Origin of the sequence: Pseudomonas sp. UV AK001 (assembly GCF_046097675.1) — a bacterium.
Lineage (GTDB): Bacteria > Pseudomonadota > Gammaproteobacteria > Pseudomonadales > Pseudomonadaceae > Aquipseudomonas > Aquipseudomonas kribbensis.
Genome location: NZ_JBJUVZ010000004.1, coordinates 321,033 through 345,758, shown reverse-complemented (window position 1 = coordinate 345,758; position 24,726 = coordinate 321,033). Strand labels below are relative to the sequence as shown.

Genomic DNA, 24,726 nt, shown 5'->3' with positions numbered 1-24,726 from the left:
CTCCTGTAGCTTTTGTCTTTTTTTATCGTAGGGCGTTGTCGCAGGTTATCAGTTACTGCGCGTCCAGTTGCTTGCCACGGGTTTCCGGCAGGCTCAACGCCGCCAGGATCACCACGCCGTAGGACACTGCCGCAAAGGCACCGATGCCTACACTCAGCGGTACTTTCTGGCTGAGCAGCCCGATCAGCAGCGGGAACAACGCTGCCAGCGCACGGCCGATGTTGTAGCAGAAGCCCTGCCCCGAGCCGCGAATCCGCGTCGGAAACAGTTCAGTCAGAAACGCCCCCATGCCACTGAATATCCCCGAGGCGAAGAAGCCCAACGGGAAGCCCAGCCACAGCATCACGCCGTTGCTGACCGGCAATTGGGTGTAGAGCAGAACGATGGTGAACGAGCCGACCGCGAACAGGATGAAGTTCTTCTTGCGCCCCAGCAGGTCGGTCAAATAGGCGCTGATCACATAACCGGCGTAGGAACCGATGATCACCATCGCCAGATAACCGCCGGTGCCGAGTACGCTCAAGCCGCGCTCGTTCTTCAGAAAAGTCGGCAGCCAGGAGGTGATCGCGTAGTAACCACCGAGGGCACCCGTGGTCAGCAACGAGGCGCGGAACGTGGTGAAGAGCATGCCCGGGGCGAAGATCTCGTAGAACTTCGACGGGCTGTCAGGAGTTTGCTTGGCTTTCGCCTCGCGGTAGATCTCGGGATCCTTCACCAGACGGCGGACGAAAATCACGAACACCGCCGGCACGATGCCGAGGATGAACAGTGCGCGCCAGGCATCTTCCGGTGGCAATACCGAGAACAGCAGCGCATAGAGAATTGCCGTCAGCCCCCAACCGAGCGCCCAGCCAGATTGCACCATGCCCACCGCTTTACCACGATCCTTGGCGCGGATCACTTCACCGATCAGCACCGCGCCGGCGGTCCATTCACCGCCGAAACCGAAGCCCATCAGGGTACGGGCGATCAGCAATTGCTCGTAGTTCTGGGCAAAACCGCAGAGGAAGGTGAAGAAGGCGAACCACAGCACCGTCAGTTGCAGCGTGCGCACACGGCCAATGCGGTCGGAGAGAATCCCCGCCACCCAACCACCAATGGCCGAGGCGATCAGCGTGCTGGTGTGAATCAACCCGGCCTCACCGGTGGTGATGCCCCACATCGCGATCAGGGTCGGCACCACGAAGCTGAGCATCTGGGTGTCCATGCCGTCCAGACCGTAGCCGATCTTGCAGCTCCAGAACGTCCGGCGCTCCTGCTGATTGATGTTGCGATACCAGTCGAACGGGCCGGGACGGGCCGTGGTCTTGGGGAGGTCGAGGGTGTCGGGCGCACTCATGGCATGTCTCCGCAGGCTTTTATTGGTCTTGTTCGAAGCTCCGACGACGCCTATCGTGGGAACCGGATGCGTCGATTCTTGGGTGCGTCACCCGGTCGCGTCCAACGAATAAAAACCCGCCCAAGACATAAGAAAAATTTGTTGCCATGAACCTGAAGTTTCTCGAGACCTTCGTCTGGGTCGCCCGGCTGAAGAGTTTTCGCCTGACCGCCGACAAGCTGTTCACCACCCAGGCTTCGATCTCCAGCCGGATCGCGGTGCTCGAAGGCGAGCTTGGGGTGAAGCTGTTTGTCCGGGATTCGCGCGGTGTCAGCCTGACGCCGGAAGGCCTGAAAGTGCTGGACTATGCCGAACAGATGCTCGACACGATGCAGGCGCTGAAGCAATCCATCGAGACCCGATCGAGCAAGGTCGGCCGGGTGCGCATCGGGGTGATGGACACGGTGATTCACACCTGGCTCAGCCCCTTGGTGGCGCAGATGACCGATCTGTACCCACGGGTGGAAATCGAGCTGGTGGCGGATACCTCGCTGAACCTCTGCGATCAGCTGCAAAAAGGCTTTCTCGATCTGATCCTGCAAACCGATCTGGTGCGCCATGAAAGCGTGCGCAGTCTGGAACTGGCCAGCCACCCTATCGGCTGGATCGTCGCCAGCAATTCGATCTACAACCGCGACTACGCAAACCTCGCTGACCTGGCGCAGGAGCGGATCATCACCTATTCGAAAAACTCCCGGCCGCATCAGGACATTCTGGCGCTGATGCAGGCCCAGGGCGTGCTGGCGCCACGCTTGAACTGTGTGAATTCGGTGTCGGCGATCACCCGGCTGCTGCGTGATGGCTTCGGTATCGGTGCGTTGCCACCGGTGTTGGTGGCCGAAGAACTGGCGCGGGGCGAACTGACCCTGCTCGACATCGACCAACGGCCACCCGCACTACAAGTGGTGGTGTCGTGGCGGGTCGGTGTGGAATGGGTCGAAGAGATTGTGACGCTGTGTCAGCAGGTGCTGGAGGGGTATGCGCGCAAGGTGGGTACGGATTACATCGTTCTGAGTTGATCGTTCCCACGGGGTGGGAACGATGCATCGAGGTTTACAGCCCGCGCACATCCCTGTCTTCGATCGGCCGGCTCTGGCGCAGGCGCTTGCCGCCGAGCACCACCCAGTCAATCAGACGGAACAGGCACTCGAGGCCGAACGACAGCAGCAGCGCACCACTCATGCCCCAGATCATTGCTTCAGGCGTCAGCAGGATCTGGTAGCTGTAGCCGTTCCAGGTTTCCTTGCGGATATCCGGATCGGCGGCCAGCACCACTTGCAGGAAGCGGATGTACCACGGGCCCTGCATGGCCTGGAATTGCTTGTCCAGCGCCAGTTGACGGTTGAGCAAGGTGCTCAGGCTGTCGGCATCGCTGCGAAACACCGGGTCCTCGCTGGCGCGATAGTGAGCGACCAGCGCCTGCAGATCACCCTTGAAGAACTGCTCGGCAGTGCCCTGGAAGCCTCGCAGACCGGTCTGCGCCTCGATCAGATGCGCTTCGACCCGCTTGGCGTAATCATTGATGAACCCCGGCACCTGGACACCGATCAACAGGCCCGCCGCAAACAACACCAGCCGTAGATAACTGAGCAACATCGAGGAGAGATCCTTTATTCGGTCGTGCCCTGGCTTACGCATTCGCCGCGTCGCCACAGGCTCCATTGGCCCGGTTCGTAGCGGGTCCAGGTTTCATTTTCGGTCAAAGGTTCGGTGGCAATCACCGTGACCACGTCGTTGGGCGTGGTTTCGGCCTGGAAATCGACGATCACATCGACGTCCTTGAGCCGTGCCGGGCCGAACGGTGCGCGCCGGGTAATCTGCGCAAGTTTGGTCGAGCAATAGCAGAACAGCCAGTCGCCGTCGCTGAGCAGGCAGTTGAACACGCCTTTGCTGCGGTATTCAGCGCATGCGGCGACGAGATCCGGCAGCAGCACTTCTATATCGACCGGTTCCGGAAACGCTGCACGTACGCGGTTGAGCAAATCGCAGAACGCCGCCTCGCTGTCGGTATCGCCGACCGGGCGGTAGAAACTCTTGATCGGGGTGAAATCGGCGAGCTGACCGTTGTGCGCGAAGCACCAGTTGCGTCCCCACAGTTCGCGGACGAACGGATGGGTGTTGGACAGGCAGACCTTGCCGACGTTGGCCTGACGGATATGACCGATCACCACTTCGCTCTTGATCGGATAACGCTGCACCAGATTGGCGACTTCCGACTCGCAGCTGGCTGCCGGGTCCTGGAACAGCCGCAGTCCGCGACCTTCATAGAAGGCGATGCCCCAGCCATCGCGATGCGGACCGGTGCGACCGCCGCGCTGCATCAGCCCGGTGAAGCTGAACACGATATCGGTCGGCACGTTGGCGCTCATGCCCAATAGTTCACACATGTGCGGGCTCTCGTGATTACAGACGCGGCTCGACGCGTCCGCGCTGCGGATTGCTCGGCAGCGGTGGACGGCCGTAACGATCATCGCCGGCACCGCCGAACGGTTGATCGCCATCACGCTCGTCTTCGGCACGGGCGGCTGCGCGAGCGGCCTCGGCCTGCTCCTTGCGCGCCTTCGAAGCGCGTTCGATCGGGAAGCGGATCAGCACGAAAATCAGGTACAGGCCGAACGCGATCATCGCGTACATGAGCAATTCGGAAATCGCCCGCCAGGCGTTGTTGCCGACCTTGAACGCCAGGTCCAGCGCCGTGATGGCGACGGCCGGGGCGAATTTTTCCTTCACCGGATCGATGATGGTCGGGCTGAACAGCAACACCGCCATCAGCACACGCAGCGGCTCGCGCAGCCAGCGCCACATCCAGCGGGTCATGCGCATCCATACCAACAGGCAGCCTACGGCAGCAAAGGCGTAGAGGCCCCAGGCGATCAGATAGTCGTTCTCGGTCATGGTGTCCATGGCAAGGCAGGCAAAGAGGCGCTTATAGTAACGACTTTTCGCACATCAGGCTTCCCCGCCGTCCGTGCGGTCCTCATTTGTCATGTTCGAGAGCCCTCCATGCCCGTATCCGCCAACGTCACCAGCGCCCCGATTGCCAGCAAGGATGCCGGTGCCGACCCGTATGCCTGGCTGCAGGAACGCGACACCGACGCGGTGCTCGACTACCTCAAGGCCGAAAACGACTACCAGCAGGCGCAGACCGCCGATCAGGCCGGACTGCGCGAAACCCTGTTCGAGGAGATCAAGGGGCGGATCCTCGAAACCGACCTGTCCCTGCCGTCGCCGTGGGGCCCGTATCTGTATTACACCCGCACCACGGCCGGCGACGAATACCCCCGCCACTACCGCTGCCCGCGTCCGGCCGATGACAGCCTGACCCTCGACGAAAGCCGCGAGCAACTGCTGCTCGACCCGAATGCCCTGGCCAATGGCGGCTTTTTCTCTCTCGGCGCATTCAGCATCAGCCCGGATCACCAGCGTCTGGCCTACAGCGTCGATGCCTCGGGCGACGAGATTTACACGCTGTTCGTGAAGGAACTGGCCAGCGAGCGCATCAGCGAACTGGAATTCCAGGATTGCGACGGCAGCATGACCTGGGCCAACGACAGCCTGACGCTGTTCTTCGGCGTGCTCGACGACACCCATCGCCCGCACAAACTGTTCCGCTACCGCCTCGACGGCACCGCCGCCGAAGAGGTGTTCCACGAGCCGGACGGACGTTTCTTCCTGCATTGCTACCGCGCCAGCTCCGAACAGCAATTGCTGCTGTCTCTGGGCAGCAAGACCACCAGCGAAGTCTGGGCGCTGGATGCCAATCAGCCGCACCAGCCGTTCACCTGCCTGGCGCCACGGGTCGAGGATCACGAATACGATGTCGACCACGGCAAACTCGACGGCGAATGGACCTGGTTCATCCGCACCAACCGCGACGGCATCAACTTCGCGCTGTATCAGGCGCCGGACACCGGCATCGCGCCGAGCGAAGCCGACTGGCAGAACCTGATTCCCCACAGCGATTCGGTGATGCTCGATGGCGTGACCCTCAACGCCGAAGCCTTGACCCTGAGCCTGCGCGAAGGCGGTTTGCCGATCATCGAAGTGCGCCCACACGGTCTGGCGCCTTATCGCGTGCAATTGCCGGACGCGGCCTACAGCCTCTATGTGCAAAACAGCCTGGAATTCGAAAGCGACCGCATCCGCCTGCGCTATGAAGCACTGAATCGCCCGGCTCAGGTTCGGCAATTGATCCTCGCCTCCGGCGCACAGGAAGTGCTCAAGGAAACCCCGGTGCTCGGCCCGTTCGACGCCGACGCCTACGTCAGCCAGCGCCTGTGGGCCACGGCTCCGGACGGTACGCTGGTGCCGATCAGTCTGGTGATGAAGCGCGAAATGCTCGGCAAACCGGTGCCACTGTACCTCTACGGTTACGGCGCCTACGGTTCGAGCCTCGACCCGTGGTTTTCCCACGCTCGCCTGAGCCTGCTGGATCGCGGCATGGCGTTCGCCATCGCCCACGTCCGAGGCGGCGGCGAACTGGGTGAAGCCTGGTATCGCGCCGGCAAGCAGGAGCACAAACAAAACACCTTCAGCGACTTCATTGCCTGCGCCGAATTCCTGATCCTCAACGGCATCACCACCGCGCCGCAACTGGCGATCAGCGGCGGCAGCGCCGGTGGCCTGCTGATCGGTGCGGTGCTCAACCAGCGCCCGGATCTGTTCGGTGTGGCGATTGCCGAAGTGCCGTTCGTCGATGTGCTCAATACCATGCTCGATCCGGATCTGCCGCTGACCGTCACCGAATACGACGAGTGGGGCAACCCTGAAGAGCCTGACGTCTACGAACGAATCAAGGCTTACGCGCCGTACGAAAACGTCACCGCCCAGGCCTATCCCGCGACGCTGGTGATCGCCGGCTACAACGACAGCCGCGTGCAGTATTGGGAAGCGGCCAAGTGGGTGGCCAAGCTGCGCGCGACCAAGACCGACGACAACCCGCTGCTGCTCAAGACCGAACTGGGCGCCGGCCACGGCGGCATGAGCGGGCGTTATCAGGGATTACGTGACGTAGCGCTCGAATATGCATTTGTTTTCAAGGTTCTGGGCATCGCCTGAGGAACTCCGCCGGTCACTTGGGTCTTAATTCCGGGCACCGGAAGCCGATAATCAAGTCGGCTCCCGGTGGCGAGCCTGTAACCCGACACAACAAAAAGACCGCGATGACATGTCAGAACCGACCTTACTGAACAACGAAATCCGTGACTGGCTGATGGACTGCGGCCTGTTCGATCAATTGCAACTGGCGGACTTCTCCGCTGCCTCGGGCTACTTCAGCATCAGCACCGTGACCGAAGGCGAGGCGATCTTTCGCGAAGGCGATGCCGGCAGTTTCATGTGCATCATCCACACCGGCCAGGTGGCCGTGCAGAAGACCGGCGCTGACGGCCAGGTCATCACCATGGCCACGCTGCGCAGCGGTCGGGCCTTCGGTGAAATGGCTGTGCTCGATGGCGAACGCCGCTCGGCGACTTGCGTGGCGGCGAGCAACTGTCAGTTGCTCAACCTCGGCAAGGACTCGCTGGAAAAAATGCTCAACGACGCGCCGAAGATCGCCGCCAAGATCATCCGCGCCCTCGCCGTTTCCCTGTCCAAACGCCTGCGCATGGCCGACGGCCAACTGGCGGCACAGCAGATCTAGCCGCCAGGGGATTTGGTTTTACCTTCGGGCTGTTCGATACCGGGCACCGGTTGATCCTTGGATGGCGGGCTGGGCATCTCGATCGGCACCAGCGGTGGCCCGCCACTGCCGGAGCCGGCCTTGGGAATCGATACCGGACTGATCTGCGGATACGGTGTCGGCGTTGCGGTGCCGGGCGAACCCGGTTGCGGGGTCGGGCTGGCGGGAATCGTCTGCTGGGCCTGCACTGCAGTAATCGAGAGCGCGGCCAGGGCAATGACCGTTAGAATGGTGCGCTTCATCAAGGGCTCCGTTGCCTGAAGTCTGCTCTCAGGCTACTCCCAACGCGCCTGCTTGCCTTCCCCCCTGTAGAGATTTCCATGAAACGTTTCGTTCTGCTCGACACCACGCCGATCCCTGACAACGGCGGCGCCCTGTGCCTGTTCGAGTACGGCGAGGACTTTGTCATCAAGATCCAGGGCGGTGACGGCGGCCAATTGATGAACACCCGCATGCACGGTTCCGAAGACGCATTGGCCGAGATCCCGTGCCGCAAGGTCGCCGGCCGGCCGGACTCGCGGGTGCTGATCGGCGGATTGGGCATGGGCTTCACCCTCGCCTCCGCACTCAAGCATCTGGGCAAAAGCGCCGAAGTGGTGGTCGCCGAACTGGTGCCCGGTGTGGTCGAGTGGAACCGTGGCCCGCTCGGTGAAAAGTCCGGACGCCCGCTGCTCGACCCACGCACGGTGATCCGCCAGGAAGACGTGGCCAAGGTGCTGCAAAGCGAGCCGAACGGCTTCGACGCGATCATGCTCGACGTCGACAACGGCCCCGAAGGCCTGACCCAGAGGGCCAACAGCTGGCTGTATTCCGCCGCCGGCCTCGCCGCCTGCGCCAGGGCGATGCGGCCCAAAGGCGTACTGGCGGTATGGTCCGCCAGCGCCGACCGGCAGTTTTCCGACAAATTGAAGAAGGCCGGTTTCAAGGCCGAGGAAGTGCAGGTTTTCGCCCACGGCAACAAGGGCACCCGCCATACGATCTGGATTGCCGAGAAGCTCAAGGGCTGAGCTAAACTTGCGTCATAACCGTCATTAGTCTTTCTACAAAGGTGAACCCATGAGTTCGTCCACCCCGACCAACACTTCGAAGCTGGATCGCATCCTCGCCGACAACCAGCGCGACAAGGAAATGGGCTACCGCGACAAGGCCCTGAAGATGTACCCGCACGTGTGCGGCCGCTGCGCCCGTGAGTTCTCCGGCAAGCGCCTGAGCGAGCTGACCGTGCATCACCGCGACCACAACCATGACAACAACCCGCAGGACGGTTCCAACTGGGAACTGCTGTGCCTGTACTGCCACGACAACGAACACTCGCGCTACACCGACCAGCAGTATTTCGGCGAAGGCTCCCTGAGCACGCCGAAAATCGCCAAGGCCACGCACAACCCGTTTGCGGCGCTGGCCGGCCTGATGAAAAAAGAAGACTGAACCGCCCGTGATCATTCCCGCGCCGTGCGGGAATGATCGGTGCCGCCCTCCCCCAATCCCCGTATAATCGCCCTCTTTTTCCCGAAGGCACCCCGCTCGTGGCAGACAAACGGTACAGCTGCATTGGTTTGTATAACCCCAAATCACCGGAAAACGTCGGTTCGGTGATGCGCGCCGCAGGCTGCTATGGCGTGTCGACCGTGTTCTACACCGGCAAGCGCTATGAGCGCGCCGCCGATTTCGTCACCGACACCAAGCGCGTGCACTACGACATCCCGCTGATCGGCATCGACGACCTGAAAAAGATCCTGCCGCTCAATTGCGTCCCGGTCGCCGTGGAACTGGTCGACGGCGCCCGCCCGCTGCCGGAATACACCCACCCGGATCGCGCCCTGTACATCTTCGGCCCCGAAGACGGCTCGCTGGATCAGGAAATCCGCGACTGGTGCGAAGACGTCGTGTACATCCCGACCACCGGATGCATGAACCTCGCCGCGACGGTCAACGTCGTGCTCTACGACCGCATGGCCAAAGGCCTGAACACCCGTTCCGGGCCGAAATTCCGCTGAAACGCCGCACATCCGATGGAACGAGCTGACCGCCCCGGCAGTCAGCTTGTTTATCCATCACTCATTGCCTGGAGAAAGATCATGACCGAGCTCAAACGCGTCGAGCGTATCGAATCCACCCCGTTCCAGACCCGTTCCGAACAGAACGTCGAAGGCTGGGAGCGCATCGGCTCGCTGGCCGGCGGCGTGATCATGGTCGGCAAGGGCCTGCGCCGTGGCGGCGTGTTCGGGCTGATCCAGGTGGCGATTGGCGGCGTGGCCATGGCCCGCGGCATCACCGGCCACAGTTCGGTGAAAAGCCTGCTGGAGAAAAGCCGTCAGGACATGAACAACGTGCGCACGAAGATCGAGCGCGCCGGTGAAGAGCTGAGCAAGCTCAAAGCCAATGCCGAAGCGGCGACCAAAACCGCCACCGTGACCGGCAATGATTCGGTGAAGTCGCCCAAAGCCGGGGTCTGATCGCTACTGAATCAATCCGCTATCAAGCACCCTGGACGACTCGCCGATGACACTCTCGGCGAGTTGCACAAATGCCTTGGTATCCACCGTTCCCAGATGCATCGCTCCGCGCAGCACATCATCCAGCGAGCGCTTGTTGCGGGTCTTCAGACGGATCTCGCGATCCAGCTCCTGTAACAGCAGAACCGCTTTGGAGACCTGCGCCGGGCTGATCTGCTCGCCGCGCAACGTTGTCACTTTCTGGCTGTCCTTCGCCAGTTTCACCTGATACGCCTGATAACGTTCGTCGCTCATGCCACCAGCACGACGCACCAGTTCGACGGCGTAATACTCGGCGAACCCTTCCTTGATCCAGTCACTGCGCTGTTCGTCGTTGATCCGCCCGAACACCTGCGCCAGTTCCCGGACCAAAGGACTGCTGCCGCTTTCGCTGACCAGCGGCAAACGCGTGTTGAGGTAGATCGAGTCCCGTGCTGCGAGGCTACCGCGCCACATCGGGTCGTTGGCGCCGACGATCAGCAGCTTGCCCGGATGACGCGGATACACCGCCTGCACCTGCGGCCAGACGAAAGTCAGCAGCGTCAGCACATCCATCCGGCGCATGCCCTGCCCTTGCGGCGACGCTACGGTGACTTCGGTTTCACCCAGCCGCGTGCGGCGGCTGCCGAGGTGACCAGCGAGCATCCAGCCCGTGGGCCGGTCGAACAGACGGGACGGATTGTCGATGCGGAATTTGTTCTTGCCGATGCGCGGCCAAGCGGTTTCGACGCTTTTCCAGCCGTCGGGCAGTTCGAATTGCAGGCGTGAGACCAGTTCGATGCCTTCCTGCTGATCTAGCTTGGCGGGCGGCACCAGTTCATCGCCGCGCATCAGTGCCCAGGTCGGCGTCATGCGCGTGTCGAAGCTGCCGTTCTTGCGGCCGTGGCTGATGCGTACGCGGTAGGTCAGGCTGGCCTTGTCCGCCGTCGGACGCCACACGCCGCGCGCCTGCTGGCCCGACGTCAGTTGCCATTGGCCGTCGGCCTTGAAGTCGCTGTAGTGGCTGCCGTCGCCAAGGTCGAAATCCAGACTGCGCACGGCCTCGCCCTTGGCCAGGGTCAGGCGCACTTCCGCCTGATCGCTTTGCGGCAACAGGCGCACGCGGTAATCCAGATCGACCTTCTTTGCCGCCCACACCGGCGCGCTCAGCATCAGCAGTCCGACGATCAGCGTCCGGCGCAATCCCACAGCCATACACACTCCTTGTTGAAACTCGATCCTCGAGGCCTGGATCCTCGAGGGGCTTATCCGGCGCGGAAAATCAGGTGATCTTCCCAATCCTCTTCCGGCACGCTGCCTTCGGCGAGCATGCGCCCGGACTGGGAAATCCGCTCGTGGTGCACGGCGTCGCGATCACCGCAGACCAGGTGATGCCACAACGGCAGGTCCTTGCCTTCGCTGACCAGCCGATAACCGCAGGTCGGCGGCAGCCATTTGAATTCTTCGGCCTGGCCCGGGGTGAGCTGGATGCAGTCCGGGACAAACTTGATGCGGTTCGGATAATCGCTGCACTGGCAGGTTTTCAGATCCAGCAGTTTGCAGGCGATGCGCGTGTAATAGACGCTGTTGTCTTCTTCATCCTCGAGCTTCTGCAGGCAGCACAGGCCACATCCGTCGCACAGCGATTCCCATTCCTCGTGATCCAGTTGATCGAGGGTTTTGCGTTTCCAGAACGGTTCGACTTTGGCGGCCATGGCTCAAGCATCAACATCAGGTGGTGAAAAGGCCGCCAGTCTAGTGCCCAGGGCCCCGTGGGCCAAGCGCTGGCGACTGCCGGTTGTGCAGGGCTTGTCAGTTTTTGCGCGGCCAAGTAGCTTTGCCTGTCTCAAGAAGCCCTGGCCGGGTGCCATTAACGCTCGACCGCGTTGCATTCCGGTGAACTGCACGGCTTCGGATTCAACCCCCATCGTTCAGCCCAACTGATCCCGCCGGGTTTTGCTTCAAACCTGTCCTCAAACGTAGCAAGGAATCTCTCGATGAGTGCCAACCCTCGCGTTGCCGAATACGCCATTCACCCGCAGTTCACCGATCGCTGGTCGCCCCGCGCCTTTACCGGCGAAGCGATTTCCGAAGAAACCCTGCTGAGCTTTTTCGAAGCCGCGCGCTGGGCGCCATCGGCGTACAACTCGCAGCCGTGGCGTTTTCTCTACGCCCGTCGCGACACGCCGAACTGGGAGCGTTACCTGGGCCTGCTCAACGAATTCAACCGCAGCTGGGCACAGCACGCTTCGGCATTGGTGATCGTGATTTCGAAAACCACCTTTACCGCACCGGGCGCGACCGAAGAAACACCGGCGCTGTGGCACACCTTCGACACCGGTTCCGCGTGGGGCCACCTGGCACTGCAAGCGAGCCTGAGCGGCTGGCACACCCACGGCATGGCCGGCTTCGATCAGGAGCTGACCCGCAAGGAGCTGAACATTCCGCAAGGTTATGCGCTGCACGCCGCCGTTGCGGTGGGCAAGCTGGGTGACAAGGCAACCCTGGCGGATTACCTGCAAGCGCGGGAAACGCCGAGCCCGCGTCGTCCGTTGAGCGAGCTGGCGGCTGAAGGGGATTTCACCCTCTAATCCGTACCGCTGATCGTTCCCACGCAACGTGGGAACGATCTCTGAACTCAGTAACCGCGTGCGAAATCCACTTCCCCACGCAACGCTTCACCCGCCTGATACGCCCGCAAGTTATCCAGAAACAACTGCACCATCATCGGCGGCGAGGTCGGCGCCGAGCTGTGTCCGGTCAACAGCAAACCCCATGCGGTCCAGAACGGATGACGCTGCGGCAGCGGCTCCTGACGGCAGACGTCGATCACCGCGCCCGCCAGATGGCCCTCCTTCAGCGCTTCCACCAGATCCGCATCGACCACCGCTACACCGCGTCCGGCGTTGATGAACAACCCGGTCGGCTTGAATTGCTTGAACAGCGCCGCGTCGTAAATGTCGTGAGTGTGCTCGGTGTTGGGCAGCAGATTGACCACGTAATCCACTTCGCCCACCAGCCGTGGCAGATCCGCCATCGAACCGACTTCGACAAACGGCGCCTGCTCCCGCGCACTGCTGGCGATGCCGTACAACTCGACACCGAATGGCCGCAGGAACTGCGCCACGCTCTGGCCAATGTCACCGGTGCCGACGATCAGCACCTTGCGCCCGACCAGGCTCTGGCCGGTGCGATTGTCCCATTTGCGCTCGACCTGGCTGACCAGCCGCGCCAGTACTTCGCGCTCGTGACCGAGCATGTAGGTCAGCACGTACTCGGCCATCACCTGACCGAAAATGCCGACCGCCCGGGTCAGGCGGTAATCCCGGCGCAAGCCATCGGCCAGCAGCGGCGTGATGCCGGCCCAGGTCGATTGCAGCCATTGTGGCTGGTGGCCTTGACGCAGCAGGGTCGCCAGCAGGTCCGGCTGCCCCAGCCACACCGGGCAATCGACGGCCTGGCGAGCCAGTTCGGCGGAGTCACCGCTGGTCAGCACTTCAAGCTCCGGGGCCGCCTGACGCAGCAGCCGGGCGTATATCGCGTGGTCGTGTTCAGCAATCAGAACGCGCATCTTCAAACCTTTCGCAAACCGTGCAGACGGCCGCCCACTTCGTGGCGGTCGTCGCCGTAAAAACAGTTCCAGGGATTACAAGAGGCCCGGGACCGGGCCTCGCAGGTCAGACCGGGTCGTTGCGTCGCAGCAACTCTTCCGGCAAGTGCTCGATGTACTCTTCCTCGGCCGGTGGCATCTGCAGGTGGTAGCCCTGCTTGTCGAGGTTCTCCAGGACGACGGTGATGTCTTCGCTGGCCAGCTTGCGCTCGGGGGTCAGCACCAGATCGAAGGAATGCTTCGCCTTGCCGAACGCCGCCATCAGGCCTTCCGGCACACGCTCCAGCGCATCGCTCTTGAGCACATAGAGGTACATGCCGCTTTTCTTCGAACTTTGGTAAATGGAGCAAATACGTTTCAAGGCTGTTCTCCGGCAGTGGCCAGGCTGTCGAGCAGCTTCTGGCCCATCAATTCGCGGCGCCAGCCACGCAGCGAATCAGGCAATTGGTAAGGCCCCTCGGGGAAGCCGCTTTTGACCAGCGCTTCGAGGGTTTTCTTGCGCAGCATCAGTTCCGGCGCAATGCCCAGGCGCTCCGCCTCGGCCTGGCCCAGGGCGCGCAGTTGCTTGATCAGCGCGGCGGCTTCGATCGGCAGCGGCTCCGGCACGGCCGGCGGCCACTGATCAGGCCCCACACTGCCAGAGCGCTTGATCAGATCAAGCAGAAACTCGCCGTCCTGACGCACGGTACGCGGGTGCATGTCTTCGATCTTGCCCAGCGCACTGAGGTTGTCCGGTTGCGTGCGGGCCAGCGGCCACAGCGAATGCTCACGGACGATGCGGTTGCGCGGCAGGTCGCGGGCACGGGCCTCGCGCTCACGCCAGGCGCACAGTTCGCGCAGAACGGCGAGTTGCGCGCGGGACAGTTTCCACGCCAGCTTCGCCTCGCGGTACACCTCGTACGGATCGGTCTCGCGACGCAGGTTGGCGACCAGTTCGGCGCCATCCTCCAGCACCCAGGCGTATTTGTCGTGGGACAGTTTCGGACGCAGTTGTACGAAAACTTCCGCCAGATGCACGGCGTCTTCGGCGGCATAGCTGATTTGCGTGTCGGACAACGGACGCTGCAACCAGTCGGAACGGGTTTCGCCCTTCGGCAGTTCGATGCCGAGCACTTCCTGCACCAGACGCGAATAGCCCATCGAGAACCCGAGGTTCAGATAGGCCGCGGCCAGTTGCGTGTCGAACAGCGGCGCCGGCAGGCTGCCGGTCAGGCGCAGCAGGACTTCGAGGTCTTCGCTGCAGGCGTGCAGAACCTTGAGCACCGCCGGGTTTTCCAGCAACGCCGCCAGCGGTTGCCAGGCGTCAATGGTCAGCGGGTCGATCAGATAGGCGCGTTTGCCGTCGCCGACCTGCAACAGGCCGGCAATCGGGTAGAAGGTGTCGACCCGCATGAATTCGGTGTCGAGGGCAACGAAAGGCAACTGCTGCCACTCGGCGCAAAACTGCGCGAGGCTATCGTTGTCGCGAATCCAGTGAATATCGATGGCCACACGGCTCTCCCTTCAAGAATGGCGCGCAGTATATATCGCCACCGGCGCTTTCCGCGCCTGTGCAGGGCAAGAGCGTTGATGAAATCTCCTGCCTGCCAGCAAGAATAGTCTTACAGAACAATTCCGACGGATCAGTCCTTGGCCAATACGCCATCGATGACCGCACCACGGCAACCGGCAAACAGATCCAGATCGTGCTGATAGACCTTGCTCTGCACCTCCAGCAGGCCAAGCATCGAATGGAACAGGTTGTCCTGGCTCAACGGTTTGTCACGGCTCAACTGCAGGCAATGGGTGTCGACCGAGTACGACTTCTGATAACTGTCGGAGAACCACGCCAGCATCGCCACATGTTTCTGCTGTTCCGGCGCCAGCATGTACGGCGTGCCGTGCAGGAACAGGTTGTACTCGCCCAGGGACTCGCCGTGATCGGAGAGGTACAACATGGCGGTATCGACTTTTTCCTGATTGCTGCGCAGCACATCGATCAGGCTCGACAGCACGTGGTCGGTGTACACCAGCGTGTTGTCGTAACCGTTGACGATACTTTCGCGGCTGCAATTGTTCAGCGCGTTGCTTTCACACACCGGCGTGAAGTGCTCGTATTCCTTTGGATAGCGCTTGAAGTATTCCGGGCCGTGGCTGCCCATCTGGTGCAGCACCAGCACGGTGTCCTTGTCCAGGTGATCGATAAAACTCTGCAGGCCTTGCAGGAGGATTTCGTCGCGGCATTCGCTGTTGGCGCATAGGGCCGGGTCTTTCAGATTGCTGACGTCCTGCAGGGTGACGCGATCGCAGGTGCCCTTGCAGCCCGACTGGTTGTCGCGCCAGATCACATCGATGCCGGCGCGCTTGAGCACGTCCAGCAGCCCTTCCTGATTCTTCGCCTTGCTGGCGTCGTAATCCTGGCGACTCATGTTGGAGAACATGCACGGCACCGAGACCGCTGTTTCCGTACCGCAGGAATGCACGTCGGTGAAGGCGATGAGGCCGGCCTCCTTGTCCAGCTTCGGCGTGGTGTCGCGGTGGTAGCCGAGGATGCCGAAGTTCTCCGCCCGGGCACTTTCACCCACCACCAGCACGGTCAGCGATTTGCGCGGACGGTTTTGCAGTGCAGGGTTGCGCTGGGCGTCTTCGCCGATCTTGATGAACGGCTGCCGGGCGGAAACCACCTGCTCACGCAGATATCCAACCGATGCGCCGATGTAATTGCTCGGTACCAGCATCAGGCGCAATTCGTGGTGGTTGCGAAACAGCGAAGACAAGCCCTGATAGTTGGCCAGTGCCACGCCACCAATCACGGCGACCGATGCTGCACACACCACAACTTTGCTTAATAACTCTCGATGCCAGCGACGATAGTCAACGGGCAACTTCCACAACAACCACGACGGCAATACACCCAAAAACAATAGATAGGCGAACAACTTCAACGACAGCAGATCACGAACTTCCGTGGCATTGGTTTCAGCGAAGTTGCGAAACATGCCGGCGTCAATCATCACGCCATACTGACTCATGAAATAAGCGACACCGGCACTGATCAGAAACAGCGCCGTCAACACCGGTTTTAATACCGGGCGAAACGCCAGAAAGGTCAGTACGATGTTGTAGGCCGCGAAGATCATCACCCCGAACGCAATGCCCATGGCGATGCCGTTGGCAGCGGTGATCTCGAGGAGATGTTGCCAAAGTACGAAATTGAATCCGATCAAAAGAAAGGCGCTGGCAAACAACGTCACCCATTCCGGGCGCACGGCTTTTAACTTCAACATATGAGGGGGGCTATTTCCTGAAAAGAAGCGCCGTGGCCAATTGTGAAAACTTCATTGACCCGGGCAATGAAAACTCTACGTAGCCCCCCATCAATTTTTTGTGAAAAAGAAGCCAACGATTAGTTGGCTCATGAAATAACCATGAAACCTGAACATTCGTCAGGTGTGATTCAGAAAAAAGTGCAGCTCGTTCCGGCAGAGGGCACGGGAGGCGTATCGAGTTTTTAAATACCTCTCGGGATTTTCTGATTTGCCGGAGCCGGCATCGAGTCCGCCTAATCGACAGCCTCTGATTCAAAGGTCTGAAGATGGAAAATGTTCGCGCCACTGCCCGCCCCGCCGTCTGGCTGATGCTCGGCATCGTCCTTGTCGCCCTTAACCTGCGCCCGTCGATGGCCGCCGTCGGGCCTTTGCTGTCGGCGATTCGTGGCGACATTCCGTTGAGCTTCAGCCTCGCCTCGCTGCTGACCATGCTGCCGGTGATGGCCATGGGGCTGGCGATGTTTTTCGGGATCGGCATCAGCCAGCGTCTGGGCGAACGGCGCACGGTGCTGCTGTCGTTGCTGATCATCGGTGTGGCGACACTGTCGCGGCTATTTCTCGACTCGGCGGCGCAGTTGATCGTCAGCGCCGTGCTCGCCGGGATCGGCATCGCGCTGATTCAGGCCTTGATGCCGGCCCTGATCAAATCGCGGTTTCCCGACAACGTGGCGCTGTGCATGGGGTTGTATGTCACGTCGATCATGGGCGGCGCCGCGCTGGCCGCCTAGTTCGCGCCTCGGGTGATGCTCGAGACCGGCAGTTGGCGGGCGGGGCTGGCGATCTGGGCGCTACTGGCGTTGCTCGCGTTGCTGTTCTGGTTGTCACAACGCGATGACGCACCACACATCGCAGCCAGAGCAGTGAGAAAAGAGGCCTTCTTCACCCATTCCCGCGCCTGATTGCTCGCCATCTTCTTCGGTCTGGGGACGGCGTCCTACACCTGTGTACTCGCGTGGCTGGCGCCGTACTACGTGGAAAACGGCTGGAGCGAACAGAATGCCGGTCTGCTGTTGGGTTTTCTGACGGCCATGGAGGTGATTTCCGGTCTGGTGGTTCCCGCCATTGCCAACCGCAGCCGTGACCGGCGCCTGGTGCTGGGTACCCTGCTGGTGCTGATCATTGCCGGGTTCTGCGGCTTGATCCTCAGCCCGCAACATATGAGCCTGTTGTGGCCGTGCCTGCTGGGCCTGGGGATTGGCGGACTGTTCCCGATGAGCCTGATCGTTTCCCTCGATCACTTCGACAACCCGCAGCGCGCCGGCGGGCTGACCGCGTTCGTGCAGGGCATCGGCTACCTGATTGCCGGCCTGTCGCCGCTGCTGGCCGGGGTGATCCGTGATCGACTGGGCAGCTTCGAATGGGCCTGGTGGTCGCTGACGGCTGTGATGGTGGTCATGCTGCTGATCGTGCTGCGTTTCGACCCTCGACAATACGCCCGGCACTTTCGCTGATCGGGCGTTGTGCACGGTGCTTCACCCGTCTGGCTAAAGTCTTCTGGCCATCTTTTACAGGATCGTTTTGACACGTCGTATTACTAAAACTTTCTGTCCCACAACTGTCCGTGAAAAATCCTACAGGGCTTTCTCCTGGCACCATCGTTCCGTTACGATCATGCGCACACGTTTGCGCGGATTCGGCGCAAGGAGCACAGCGAGACAGAACGGATGCTGAACAGTAACTTGCTTAGAAAGCTCGATATGCAGGATCTCATGGTGTTTGTCGCCGTGTATGAGCAAAGCAGCGTCACCGATGTGTCGGAGGCGCTGTTTGTCAGTCAGTCCACCGTCAGTTACTGCCTGAAGAAACTGCGTACCAGTTTTGAAGACGAATTGTTCGTCAACACCCGCACGGGCATGCGCCCGACCTACAAGGCCAGCAGCATGTATGGCCATGTGCAGAAAATCCTCGAAAGCATCAACCTGTGCCACGCCGGCGCCCCGACCTTCGACCCGATGGCGCAACCGGTGACCTTCAACATCTGCGCCCCGGAATACTTCGAGCAACTGATCCTGCCGCGCATGCTCAAGCGTTTCGACTTCGACGACCTGCCGGTGATGGTCAACATGCACAAGTTCGAAACCGACGTGCCGGCGCAAGAGTTGCGCGATGGCAGCCTCGATCTGGTGATCTGTTTCGGCCCGCATTTTCACCGCAGCCATACCGACCTGAAATCGCGGATGCTGCTGGAGGATGATCTGGTCTGTGTCTTCGACAAACGTGCGACGCCGCTGGAACCGCGCCTCAGCCTGCAGGCCTTCACAGAACGCCGACATGTGTTCCCGACGCCCTGGACGTCCACCACCAACATGGTCGATGGCTGGCTGGCGCGGCAAGCGCAGAAGCGCCAGATCGTCGCCCGCTCCAACAGCTACAGCGCAGCATTGAAGATGATCACCGGCACCGATTTCATCCTCACCCTGCCCCGGCGGATCCAGCGTTTGCTGACCAACGACGCGGTGTTCAATCATTGCGAGGCACCCAACGGCTTGCCGGGGTTCACCCTCGACATGCAGTGGAGCCACAACGTCGATCAGGACAGCGCCAACCTCTGGCTGCGCGAGCAGGTGATCAAGACCTGCGCGGAGCTGGAGGCGGCCTGAGTCTTACACGCCGATGGCGACTTTGCTGTAGGACTCGCGGTCGATATCGAGCAGTTCCACGCTCAGTTGCACTTCGACACCGGCCGGCCATTCGCACAGGTCCTGCAGCACCGCCAACAGGTTCTGCGAGAGTTGCTTCTTGATCTCCGGGGAGCGACCGCTGAGCAGCGCCAGCCTCACCGCCACAAAGGCCCGCTCGCTCATGGCAGTGCCGACCTTGAAGGTTTCGACCTTGACCGCACGGCTCTTGATATCGAACTCCGCTGCGAACTGACCGGAACCCACCAGGGTGTTGTTGAGCCGGATCAACGCCACGTCGGCGTTCAGTTGCGGCAGGTTGGCGGTGTATTCCAAGTGCAGGTGTGGCATCGCAAGACTCCATTCGGTCGGCAGAAAGGCCGTACATATAACACAGCTGCGTCCTACTCTCCTGCGGCTTTTTCCGACACAGGAACGGGAAGTTCCCGACGCAGTGCCAGGGTTTCCCAGATCGCCACCAGCACCACGACTGCCGTGGTCAACGCGCCCAGCGTCAAGGCCGAAAACCAGTGATTGAGTGCCGGCGGCAACAACAGCGTGAGCACTACCAGCCCGAACACATGGGACAACGGTGGAAACGGCCGATCAGCCATGACCCACTTGAACAGCGCATTGCCGAGCAGAAACAGCCACGGCCCGGCGATGATCACGACGATACCGGCGTCGCTGGCGTGATCCGGATGCACCAACACCAGTTCGTCGGCCACCGCACTGACGATGACCCCGGCGACGATCAGCACATGCAGGTAGGTGTAGGCGATTCGCGCCTGGCGCCCGGGATCGGCGGAATGAGCGATACGGTGGTGCGCGCGCTCGGCACCGCTGTCGAAGTACACCCACCACATGGCGATGCTGCCCAGCACCGCCACCAGAAACGCCAGCAGTCCATCGCGGCCCGGTGTCAGCTCGGCGAAGGTCGCACCGGTCACCAGCAACGACTCACCCAGAGCGATGATCACGAACAGCGCACAACGCTCGGCCATGTGATTGCCTTCGACATTCCAGTCGCTCAGTGACGACCGTCCCAGCCCCGGCACCCAGAAATACAGCGACGGCGAAATCAGTTCGATCAGCAGCGCCAGCGCCCAGCAAAGCAACCGCTGCTCGCCTTCAACCAACGCCCCGCCGATCCAGAACACCCCGGACAACGTCAGCCACGCGAGGATGCGCTGGAAGTTGCGCGTCATGTTCAGCGACTCGCCGCGTACCGCCCAAATTGCGAACAGCGTGCGCCCGACCTGCATGAACACGAACGCCGCCGCGAACATCAGGCCGCGCTCGGTGAATGCCTTGGGAATCGAGGATGAGAGCAGCAAACCGGCGATCATCAGACCGAACAGCCCGAGACGCACCGGCAGTTTTTCCGGATCGAGCCAGTTGGTGATCCAGGATGTGAAAATCCACACCCACCACACCGCGACCATTATCAGCGTCACCTGCACCGCACCGATAACCGACAAGTGCGCGAGCAGCGTGTGGGAAAGCTGAGTCACGGCAAACACGAACACCAGATCGAAAAACAGCTCGACCATGCCGACCTTGCCGCTGTCGAGACTGCCGCGCCCACGCAGCAAACCACGGGAAATGCTCATGGGTCCAGGCTCCACCGAGTTCAGGTGTACTCAGCAAAGCAGCCGGACAACGGCTCGGCAAGTCAGAGCGGCGAGTGAGGCCGCTCGCTCATGAATTGCTCCAGCCGCGAACGCAGCCAGCGCTCGGCCGGGTCGCTGTCGACATGGCTGAGCCAGACCATCGACAGGTCGAGCGTCGGGGTCTTGAATGGAAACGGCTCCTTGAACAGCAGGCCCGAGGCGGCCATGGCTTCGGCGGTGTAGTCCGGCAGGCTGGCGATCAGATCAGTGCCGGCCAGCAGCGCCGGCAGTGCGCTGTATTGCGGCACCGACAACACCACCTGACGGGTTCGACCGAGGTCCGCCAGCCATTCATCGGCGTAACCACTGACATTGGCCGTGTGGGAAACCAGCACATGGGGCCGTGCGCAATACTCGTCGAGGGTCAGCGGTGTGGCGGACTTGTCGGCGCGCAGGATGCTCGGCTGGATATGCCGCAGCAGTTTGCGCTTGGCATTGGCCGGCAGGCCACGGGTCTGGCTGATGCCGACGGTGATGTCGCCAGCGGCCAGCAGATCGGGAATCCGCCAGTAATCGACATGCTGCACCACGAACGCCACGTTCGGTGCTTCCTGGCGCAAGGCGCGCAACAGCGGCGGCAGCAGACCGAACTCGACGTCGTCCGACAGGCCGATGCGAAAGGTCATGGTGCTGACGGCGGGATCGAAATCACGGGTCAGGCTCAGCGCCACCGACAACGAGTCCAGCGCGGGTTTCAAATGGCGATAGATATCTTCGGCGCGGGCCGTCGGCTCCATGCGGTGGCCGACGCGGATGAACAACGGATCGTTGAGCATGGTGCGCAGGCGATTGAGCGCCGAGCTGATGGTCGGCTGGCCGAGAAACAGCTTCTCGGCGGCCCGGGTCACGTTGCGTTCGAGCATCAAGGTCTCGAACACCACCATCAGGTTGATGTCGGCCTTGCGAAGTTCATTGCGGTTCATCCATTGCCCCCTGTCCCCGGATTGCGGGCAGTGTAGAAAGGCTGCAGGGGCAGCGTCCATCAAAACGATGCGTCATTGCACCGTCAGAGTCTTCAGCCCCAGGCCCATGACCCGCTTATCATCGTTGATCCCCAATTGCCGGGGACTGATGGCATCCGGTAATTGCAATTCGATATTGAGCCGGTCATCCCTCGCAAGGCTCTGACTTAGCGCGGAACTGATCGGGATCTCCAGGCGATTGCCGAGGAACTGCGTCAGACTCGTGCTCAGTACCGGTTCGCCATTGAGGCTCACGATCACACGCTGGGCGGGATGCTGTGGCTGGACGAAGGCCAATGCGTCGAGCACGATTGAACGCGCCTGCGGCACCAGGCGCATTTCGATTTTCGCCTGTTGCCCGTCCGTCCACGTGCCCCAGCTTTCCGGTGCCGACCAGCCATTGGCCAGTTGTCGGCTTCGGTAGTTGAACGTCAGCGTTTGCCCAGGCCCCGAGAGGGGAATCACGGATATCTGCTGTCCCTCATCCTTCATGGACAGACACCGGGTACAGCGCTTCCACCCCGGAGCGAGCACGATGAGACCGTCGACCCGGGTCAGCAGATCGGTTTCACTGTTGATGCTTTTCACGGCGTCCGCCAGGACGTCGTCGCTGAGGATGTACAACGAGTCTGCGTCGTATTGGCCCGAGTCGAGCATGCGTCGTGCTTTCTGCTGTGCCCGCGTCAGAGCCGAAGAACTCACGCGCGCCAGATAGACAGCATCGGTCTTCATACCGTGAGCCGCTGCAAACCCGGCAATCATCTGCCAGCGGTCATTCTGATTCTGCGGCATCAGGCTGCGGACATTCGCGTAACGCGCCGCAGCGCTTGCCCAGAACGGGTCGCGCATCGGGCTGTTCCAGGTTGCCGATGGCGCGGCCATTTTCCCTTGTCTCAGGCCAAGCCAGCCGCTGCGGGTATCGACGATCTGAACCACCAGCGCCGTCGCGAGCAACAAAATGACAACCCGCGGTCGATAACCGCGCACCACCAGAAAAATCAGGCCCAGCATCAGGGCATACAGCACCGGCCAGAACATCCGCCCCGAAGCGCGGAAGATGTTGGCCAGCCTGAGAATCACTTCCGGTAGTGGATAGCCGACGGTCGATGCGCCGATCCCGATCTGATTCGACAACGCGAAAAGCCATAGTCCGAACAAAGCCATCAACAGCCATGGACGCGCGCGCAACTCGTCCTTCAAGGGTTGCCGGTTTCCAATCCAGGCAATCAGCGCCAGCGGCACCAGCAAGAGAACGCCCAGCCCCATGAAGTTGAAGCCTTCAAAGTCGCCCTCGCGTTTTGGCAAGTCGGGAAGGATCCACGACCAGCCCGCCGGATCGACCGGAGACAGCAAATTCATCCGGTACACACCGAAACCGCCCGAGACCGCACCGTCGGCAATGCTGAAATAACCCGCCTGCCAGCAGCACACACTCACCAGCGCAAACAGCAATCCACCTTCGATCCCCCCCTGACACAGGGTCAATTGACGGCTGAATGTTTTGCCCAGCAAGTCTGCCAGCCAGATCAGGGCCACCATGGCCAGCAAGTAGGCGTGCACCCATGACGTCACCGCCAGCAACGCCCCCCAGGACCAGTGACGTCGACGCAGGTCCGGTACCAGCGCCAGATACAACGCGGCCAGAATCAGGAAGTGCCCCGCCAGGGAAAGGTGCGCCCCCATGCGCAGAAACATCGGTGGCGAGAACACCAGCAGACCCGTTCCCAACAGACGAATCAAAGGATTGCCGGTGATCAGCCCGAGCAGTTTCCAGCCAAACCAGGCCTGCAGGACACAACACGCCAGCAGCCACACCCCGAAATACTGGAAGGTGTCCGGCAACCACGCACTGAAGGGTTTGAACAACAGCGCCAACAGTGGATTGGAGTCGGAAAAGATGATCGAACTGCTCAGTTCCAGACCGTAGAACGGATTGAGGCCGAGTGGAAATGTCCAGGGCGAACGTCGGAAGAATTCCCAGCCCAGATAATGCGTCGCCGGATCACCCTGTTCCAGCCAGGCAATGTTTTGCGGATTCAGCGCTTGCGGCCCGATCGTCAGGAAAAACACCAACACGCCCAATAGCAGCGGCAGCAAGGAGAGTGCCGGGTGCTCGCGCGAATCCTTCATCAATAGGTCCAGAAATTGTGTAGCACGAAAGTGAATGCCGGAATGGTCAGCGCGACCGCCACGATGCCCAGCAGGTTATGCAGCCCTGCCATCTGCGCGGCGCAGGCGACGAACATCGCCAATAGAAAACCTCCCGCCGAAACCAGCAGGAATCGCAGCAGCGTTTCTCTCTCTGCGAACGTCAAGGTTTGCGCGCCAGCACAAAAACACTCAGGCCGGCCAGGCGGTTCAGGCTCATCAAGGGCAGTTCGAGGCTGCACAGGGTTTTCAGCAGCGTATTGACCAGCGGGTGATGCTTTTTCAGCTGCGAACGCGGCGCCGAACCGCCTGAACCGCCGGGTATCAGGCGCGACGCGACGGCAATCGGGAACACTGCTCCGAAGTAGTAGGCGCCCTTCTCGACCGTCAATCCGGCGTTCATTGTCAGAGACTCGAACTGTCTTAGGGTATAGCGACGTTTGTGTTCGAGAAAATCATCGTGCCCGCTCCACATGAACTGGAATGCCGGCACGGTCATCAGGAAGCGGCTGCCGGACGGCACTTTGTCGACGTAGGATTTGAGCAGTCCAAGATCGTCGTCGACGTGCTCCAGCACATCCATCAGCAACACCAGATCGGCGTCCACGGTGTCGATCGAGCGGCGGTAATGCACCGGTTTGCCGGCGGTGGTGGCACTGGAGTCGGCCGGATAGCTGATATCCACGCACCACGCTTCTCGCGCGGCGGTGTGAGTCAACAAATGATGGGAAAAGAACCCCGAACCGGCGCCAACGTCAAGAATACGTTTGATCGGCGCCTCCCCCAGCAATCGACGGGTCGCTGCCGCTTTGGAGCGGTAATACCAATGCTCGCCGATGCTGTCGCCGAGAATGTCTGTTTCCTTGAGATCCATG

At 61.3% G+C, this 24,726-nt stretch carries 25 protein-coding genes and 2 pseudogenes; 10 read left to right on the top strand and 17 right to left on the bottom strand.

Annotated features, from left to right (window positions below):
• Positions 1 to 52: 52 nt before the first annotated feature.
• On the bottom strand, positions 53 to 1,339 hold the full coding sequence (locus ACKLNA_RS15210) for an MFS transporter (RefSeq protein WP_085710290.1): 1,287 nt from the start codon (positions 1,337 to 1,339) through the stop codon (positions 53 to 55).
• Between the two features lie 146 nt (positions 1,340 to 1,485).
• On the opposite strand from ACKLNA_RS15210, the gene ACKLNA_RS15205 reads away from it, so the two are divergent.
• Entirely contained in the window at positions 1,486 to 2,397 is a 912-nt protein-coding gene (locus ACKLNA_RS15205) for a LysR family transcriptional regulator (protein ID WP_408986313.1), read from the top strand.
• 34 nt (positions 2,398 to 2,431) lie between these two features.
• Here the strand turns inward: ACKLNA_RS15205 and ACKLNA_RS15200 are convergent, their stop codons facing one another.
• From ACKLNA_RS15200 to ACKLNA_RS15190, 3 genes are read right to left on the bottom strand one after another with little or no spacing between them, the layout of a single operon-like run.
• On the bottom strand, positions 2,432 to 2,974 hold the full coding sequence (locus ACKLNA_RS15200; protein ID WP_085710286.1) for a DUF2937 family protein: 543 nt from the start codon (positions 2,972 to 2,974) through the stop codon (positions 2,432 to 2,434).
• A gap of 14 nt (positions 2,975 to 2,988) precedes the next feature.
• Positions 2,989 to 3,765 carry a class II glutamine amidotransferase gene (locus ACKLNA_RS15195; RefSeq protein WP_003222625.1) on the bottom strand — a complete coding sequence of 259 codons (777 nt, stop codon included), beginning with the start codon at positions 3,763 to 3,765 and terminating at the stop codon, positions 2,989 to 2,991.
• Between the two features lie 16 nt (positions 3,766 to 3,781).
• Positions 3,782 to 4,282 (bottom strand): MFS transporter, encoded by a 501-nt coding sequence (locus tag ACKLNA_RS15190; RefSeq protein WP_085710282.1) that lies wholly within the window; start codon positions 4,280 to 4,282, stop codon positions 3,782 to 3,784.
• A 99-nt stretch (positions 4,283 to 4,381) separates the two neighbouring features.
• On the opposite strand from ACKLNA_RS15190, the gene ACKLNA_RS15185 reads away from it, so the two are divergent.
• On the top strand, positions 4,382 to 6,436 hold the full coding sequence (locus ACKLNA_RS15185) for a S9 family peptidase (RefSeq protein ID WP_408986312.1): 2,055 nt from the start codon (positions 4,382 to 4,384) through the stop codon (positions 6,434 to 6,436).
• 109 nt (positions 6,437 to 6,545) lie between these two features.
• On the top strand, positions 6,546 to 7,019 hold the full coding sequence (locus tag ACKLNA_RS15180; protein WP_408986311.1) for a cyclic nucleotide-binding domain-containing protein: 474 nt from the start codon (positions 6,546 to 6,548) through the stop codon (positions 7,017 to 7,019).
• Here ACKLNA_RS15180 and ACKLNA_RS15175 read toward each other — a convergent pair.
• Complete coding sequence (locus ACKLNA_RS15175) at positions 7,016 to 7,300, bottom strand: hypothetical protein (protein ID WP_265812015.1); 285 nt, start codon at positions 7,298 to 7,300, stop codon at positions 7,016 to 7,018. The two genes, ACKLNA_RS15180 and ACKLNA_RS15175, sit on opposite strands and share 4 nt — an antisense overlap.
• 78 nt (positions 7,301 to 7,378) lie before the next feature.
• Between ACKLNA_RS15175 and ACKLNA_RS15170 the strand changes: the two genes are divergently transcribed.
• The 4 genes from ACKLNA_RS15170 (at position 7,379) to ACKLNA_RS15155 (ending at position 9,514) form a co-directional block, all read left to right on the top strand.
• Positions 7,379 to 8,065: a hypothetical protein gene (locus ACKLNA_RS15170; protein ID WP_114881810.1), complete on the top strand. Its 687-nt coding sequence runs from the start codon at positions 7,379 to 7,381 to the stop codon at positions 8,063 to 8,065.
• A 49-nt stretch (positions 8,066 to 8,114) separates the two neighbouring features.
• The gene (locus tag ACKLNA_RS15165) at positions 8,115 to 8,486 is read left to right on the top strand and encodes a YajD family HNH nuclease (RefSeq protein ID WP_007944009.1); all 372 of its coding nucleotides are present in this window, start codon (positions 8,115 to 8,117) and stop codon (positions 8,484 to 8,486) included.
• Between the two features lie 98 nt (positions 8,487 to 8,584).
• On the top strand, positions 8,585 to 9,055 hold the full coding sequence (locus ACKLNA_RS15160) for an RNA methyltransferase (RefSeq protein WP_007958066.1): 471 nt from the start codon (positions 8,585 to 8,587) through the stop codon (positions 9,053 to 9,055).
• Between the two features lie 81 nt (positions 9,056 to 9,136).
• Complete coding sequence (locus ACKLNA_RS15155) at positions 9,137 to 9,514, top strand: DUF2892 domain-containing protein (RefSeq protein ID WP_096819384.1); 378 nt, start codon at positions 9,137 to 9,139, stop codon at positions 9,512 to 9,514.
• 3 nt (positions 9,515 to 9,517) lie between these two features.
• Here ACKLNA_RS15155 and ACKLNA_RS15150 read toward each other — a convergent pair whose 3' ends face one another.
• Both ACKLNA_RS15150 and ACKLNA_RS15145 read right to left on the bottom strand, forming a co-directional pair.
• Positions 9,518 to 10,747: a hypothetical protein gene (locus ACKLNA_RS15150; RefSeq protein WP_408986310.1), complete on the bottom strand. Its 1,230-nt coding sequence runs from the start codon at positions 10,745 to 10,747 to the stop codon at positions 9,518 to 9,520.
• Positions 10,748 to 10,797: 50 nt separating this feature from the next.
• Positions 10,798 to 11,247 (bottom strand): YcgN family cysteine cluster protein, encoded by a 450-nt coding sequence (locus ACKLNA_RS15145; RefSeq protein ID WP_085710269.1) that lies wholly within the window; start codon positions 11,245 to 11,247, stop codon positions 10,798 to 10,800.
• A gap of 282 nt (positions 11,248 to 11,529) precedes the next feature.
• On the opposite strand from ACKLNA_RS15145, the gene ACKLNA_RS15140 reads away from it, so the two are divergent.
• Positions 11,530 to 12,123 (top strand): nitroreductase family protein, encoded by a 594-nt coding sequence (locus ACKLNA_RS15140; protein WP_007958056.1) that lies wholly within the window; start codon positions 11,530 to 11,532, stop codon positions 12,121 to 12,123.
• Positions 12,124 to 12,170: 47 nt separating this feature from the next.
• On the opposite strand, the gene ACKLNA_RS15135 is transcribed toward ACKLNA_RS15140, so the two are convergent.
• From ACKLNA_RS15135 to ACKLNA_RS15120, 4 genes are all read right to left on the bottom strand, one after another.
• A complete protein-coding gene (locus ACKLNA_RS15135) occupies positions 12,171 to 13,103 on the bottom strand; it encodes a D-2-hydroxyacid dehydrogenase (RefSeq protein WP_085710268.1) in 933 nt (310 codons plus the stop codon).
• 106 nt (positions 13,104 to 13,209) lie between these two features.
• Positions 13,210 to 13,503, bottom strand: coding sequence for a YcgL domain-containing protein (locus ACKLNA_RS15130; RefSeq protein ID WP_408986309.1), 294 nt, complete (start codon positions 13,501 to 13,503; stop codon positions 13,210 to 13,212).
• Complete coding sequence (gene rnd / locus ACKLNA_RS15125; protein ID WP_408986308.1) at positions 13,500 to 14,633, bottom strand: ribonuclease D; 1,134 nt, start codon at positions 14,631 to 14,633, stop codon at positions 13,500 to 13,502. Before rnd ends, ACKLNA_RS15130 begins: the two co-directional genes overlap by 4 nt.
• 131 nt (positions 14,634 to 14,764) lie before the next feature.
• Positions 14,765 to 16,408, bottom strand: a complete 1,644-nt coding sequence (locus ACKLNA_RS15120) for a phosphoethanolamine transferase (protein WP_408986307.1) — start codon at positions 16,406 to 16,408, stop codon at positions 14,765 to 14,767.
• Between the two features lie 308 nt (positions 16,409 to 16,716).
• Here ACKLNA_RS15120 and ACKLNA_RS15115 point away from each other — a divergent pair.
• Both ACKLNA_RS15115 and ACKLNA_RS15110 read left to right on the top strand, forming a co-directional pair.
• Positions 16,717 to 17,901: pseudogene (locus tag ACKLNA_RS15115) on the top strand (cyanate transporter).
• Between the two features lie 213 nt (positions 17,902 to 18,114).
• Positions 18,115 to 19,050 carry a LysR family transcriptional regulator gene (locus ACKLNA_RS15110; RefSeq protein WP_085710261.1) on the top strand — a complete coding sequence of 312 codons (936 nt, stop codon included), beginning with the start codon at positions 18,115 to 18,117 and terminating at the stop codon, positions 19,048 to 19,050.
• 3 nt (positions 19,051 to 19,053) lie between these two features.
• On the opposite strand, the gene ACKLNA_RS15105 is transcribed toward ACKLNA_RS15110, so the two are convergent.
• The 6 genes and pseudogenes from ACKLNA_RS15105 to ACKLNA_RS15080 all read right to left on the bottom strand — a co-directional run bounded on the left by ACKLNA_RS15105 (position 19,054) and on the right by ACKLNA_RS15080 (position 24,725).
• A complete protein-coding gene (locus ACKLNA_RS15105) occupies positions 19,054 to 19,419 on the bottom strand; it encodes a 5-carboxymethyl-2-hydroxymuconate Delta-isomerase (RefSeq protein ID WP_134825796.1) in 366 nt (121 codons plus the stop codon).
• A gap of 53 nt (positions 19,420 to 19,472) precedes the next feature.
• Positions 19,473 to 20,681, bottom strand: coding sequence for a low temperature requirement protein A (locus ACKLNA_RS15100; RefSeq protein WP_408986306.1), 1,209 nt, complete (start codon positions 20,679 to 20,681; stop codon positions 19,473 to 19,475).
• Between the two features lie 62 nt (positions 20,682 to 20,743).
• Positions 20,744 to 21,664, bottom strand: a complete 921-nt coding sequence (locus tag ACKLNA_RS15095; protein ID WP_085710257.1) for a LysR family transcriptional regulator — start codon at positions 21,662 to 21,664, stop codon at positions 20,744 to 20,746.
• 72 nt (positions 21,665 to 21,736) lie between these two features.
• Positions 21,737 to 23,833, bottom strand: coding sequence for a DUF6311 domain-containing protein (locus ACKLNA_RS15090; RefSeq protein ID WP_408986305.1), 2,097 nt, complete (start codon positions 23,831 to 23,833; stop codon positions 21,737 to 21,739).
• Positions 23,833 to 24,000 (bottom strand): annotated as a pseudogene (locus ACKLNA_RS15085) (GtrA family protein); the annotation flags it as partial. The gene ACKLNA_RS15090 and the pseudogene ACKLNA_RS15085, both read right to left, overlap by 1 nt.
• A gap of 14 nt (positions 24,001 to 24,014) precedes the next feature.
• Positions 24,015 to 24,725 (bottom strand): class I SAM-dependent methyltransferase, encoded by a 711-nt coding sequence (locus tag ACKLNA_RS15080; RefSeq protein ID WP_408986304.1) that lies wholly within the window; start codon positions 24,723 to 24,725, stop codon positions 24,015 to 24,017.
• Position 24,726: the final 1 nt, after the last annotated feature.

Excerpts from the sequence above, each read along its gene's own strand:
- ACKLNA_RS15100 (WP_408986306.1), bottom strand. The coding sequence starts at position 20,681 with ATGAGCATTTCCCGTGGTTTGCTGCGTGGGCGCGGCAGTCTCGACAGC.
- ACKLNA_RS15120 (WP_408986307.1), bottom strand. The coding sequence starts at position 16,408 with ATGTTGAAGTTAAAAGCCGTGCGCCCGGAATGGGTGACGTTGTTTGCC.
- ACKLNA_RS15105 (WP_134825796.1), bottom strand. The coding sequence starts at position 19,419 with ATGCCACACCTGCACTTGGAATACACCGCCAACCTGCCGCAACTGAAC.
- ACKLNA_RS15210 (WP_085710290.1), bottom strand. The coding sequence starts at position 1,339 with ATGAGTGCGCCCGACACCCTCGACCTCCCCAAGACCACGGCCCGTCCC.
- ACKLNA_RS15135 (WP_085710268.1), bottom strand. The coding sequence starts at position 13,103 with ATGCGCGTTCTGATTGCTGAACACGACCACGCGATATACGCCCGGCTG.
- ACKLNA_RS15180 (WP_408986311.1), top strand. The coding sequence starts at position 6,546 with ATGTCAGAACCGACCTTACTGAACAACGAAATCCGTGACTGGCTGATG.
- ACKLNA_RS15080 (WP_408986304.1), bottom strand. The coding sequence starts at position 24,725 with ATGGATCTCAAGGAAACAGACATTCTCGGCGACAGCATCGGCGAGCAT.
- ACKLNA_RS15175 (WP_265812015.1), bottom strand. The coding sequence starts at position 7,300 with ATGAAGCGCACCATTCTAACGGTCATTGCCCTGGCCGCGCTCTCGATT.
- ACKLNA_RS15195 (WP_003222625.1), bottom strand. The coding sequence starts at position 3,765 with ATGTGTGAACTATTGGGCATGAGCGCCAACGTGCCGACCGATATCGTG.
- ACKLNA_RS15140 (WP_007958056.1), top strand. The coding sequence starts at position 11,530 with ATGAGTGCCAACCCTCGCGTTGCCGAATACGCCATTCACCCGCAGTTC.
- ACKLNA_RS15090 (WP_408986305.1), bottom strand. The coding sequence starts at position 23,833 with ATGAAGGATTCGCGCGAGCACCCGGCACTCTCCTTGCTGCCGCTGCTA.
- ACKLNA_RS15205 (WP_408986313.1), top strand. The coding sequence starts at position 1,486 with ATGAACCTGAAGTTTCTCGAGACCTTCGTCTGGGTCGCCCGGCTGAAG.
- ACKLNA_RS15185 (WP_408986312.1), top strand. The coding sequence starts at position 4,382 with ATGCCCGTATCCGCCAACGTCACCAGCGCCCCGATTGCCAGCAAGGAT.
- ACKLNA_RS15095 (WP_085710257.1), bottom strand. The coding sequence starts at position 21,664 with ATGAACCGCAATGAACTTCGCAAGGCCGACATCAACCTGATGGTGGTG.
- ACKLNA_RS15145 (WP_085710269.1), bottom strand. The coding sequence starts at position 11,247 with ATGGCCGCCAAAGTCGAACCGTTCTGGAAACGCAAAACCCTCGATCAA.
- ACKLNA_RS15170 (WP_114881810.1), top strand. The coding sequence starts at position 7,379 with ATGAAACGTTTCGTTCTGCTCGACACCACGCCGATCCCTGACAACGGC.
- ACKLNA_RS15110 (WP_085710261.1), top strand. The coding sequence starts at position 18,115 with ATGCTGAACAGTAACTTGCTTAGAAAGCTCGATATGCAGGATCTCATG.
- ACKLNA_RS15155 (WP_096819384.1), top strand. The coding sequence starts at position 9,137 with ATGACCGAGCTCAAACGCGTCGAGCGTATCGAATCCACCCCGTTCCAG.
- ACKLNA_RS15200 (WP_085710286.1), bottom strand. The coding sequence starts at position 2,974 with ATGTTGCTCAGTTATCTACGGCTGGTGTTGTTTGCGGCGGGCCTGTTG.
- ACKLNA_RS15150 (WP_408986310.1), bottom strand. The coding sequence starts at position 10,747 with ATGGCTGTGGGATTGCGCCGGACGCTGATCGTCGGACTGCTGATGCTG.
- ACKLNA_RS15190 (WP_085710282.1), bottom strand. The coding sequence starts at position 4,282 with ATGGACACCATGACCGAGAACGACTATCTGATCGCCTGGGGCCTCTAC.
- ACKLNA_RS15165 (WP_007944009.1), top strand. The coding sequence starts at position 8,115 with ATGAGTTCGTCCACCCCGACCAACACTTCGAAGCTGGATCGCATCCTC.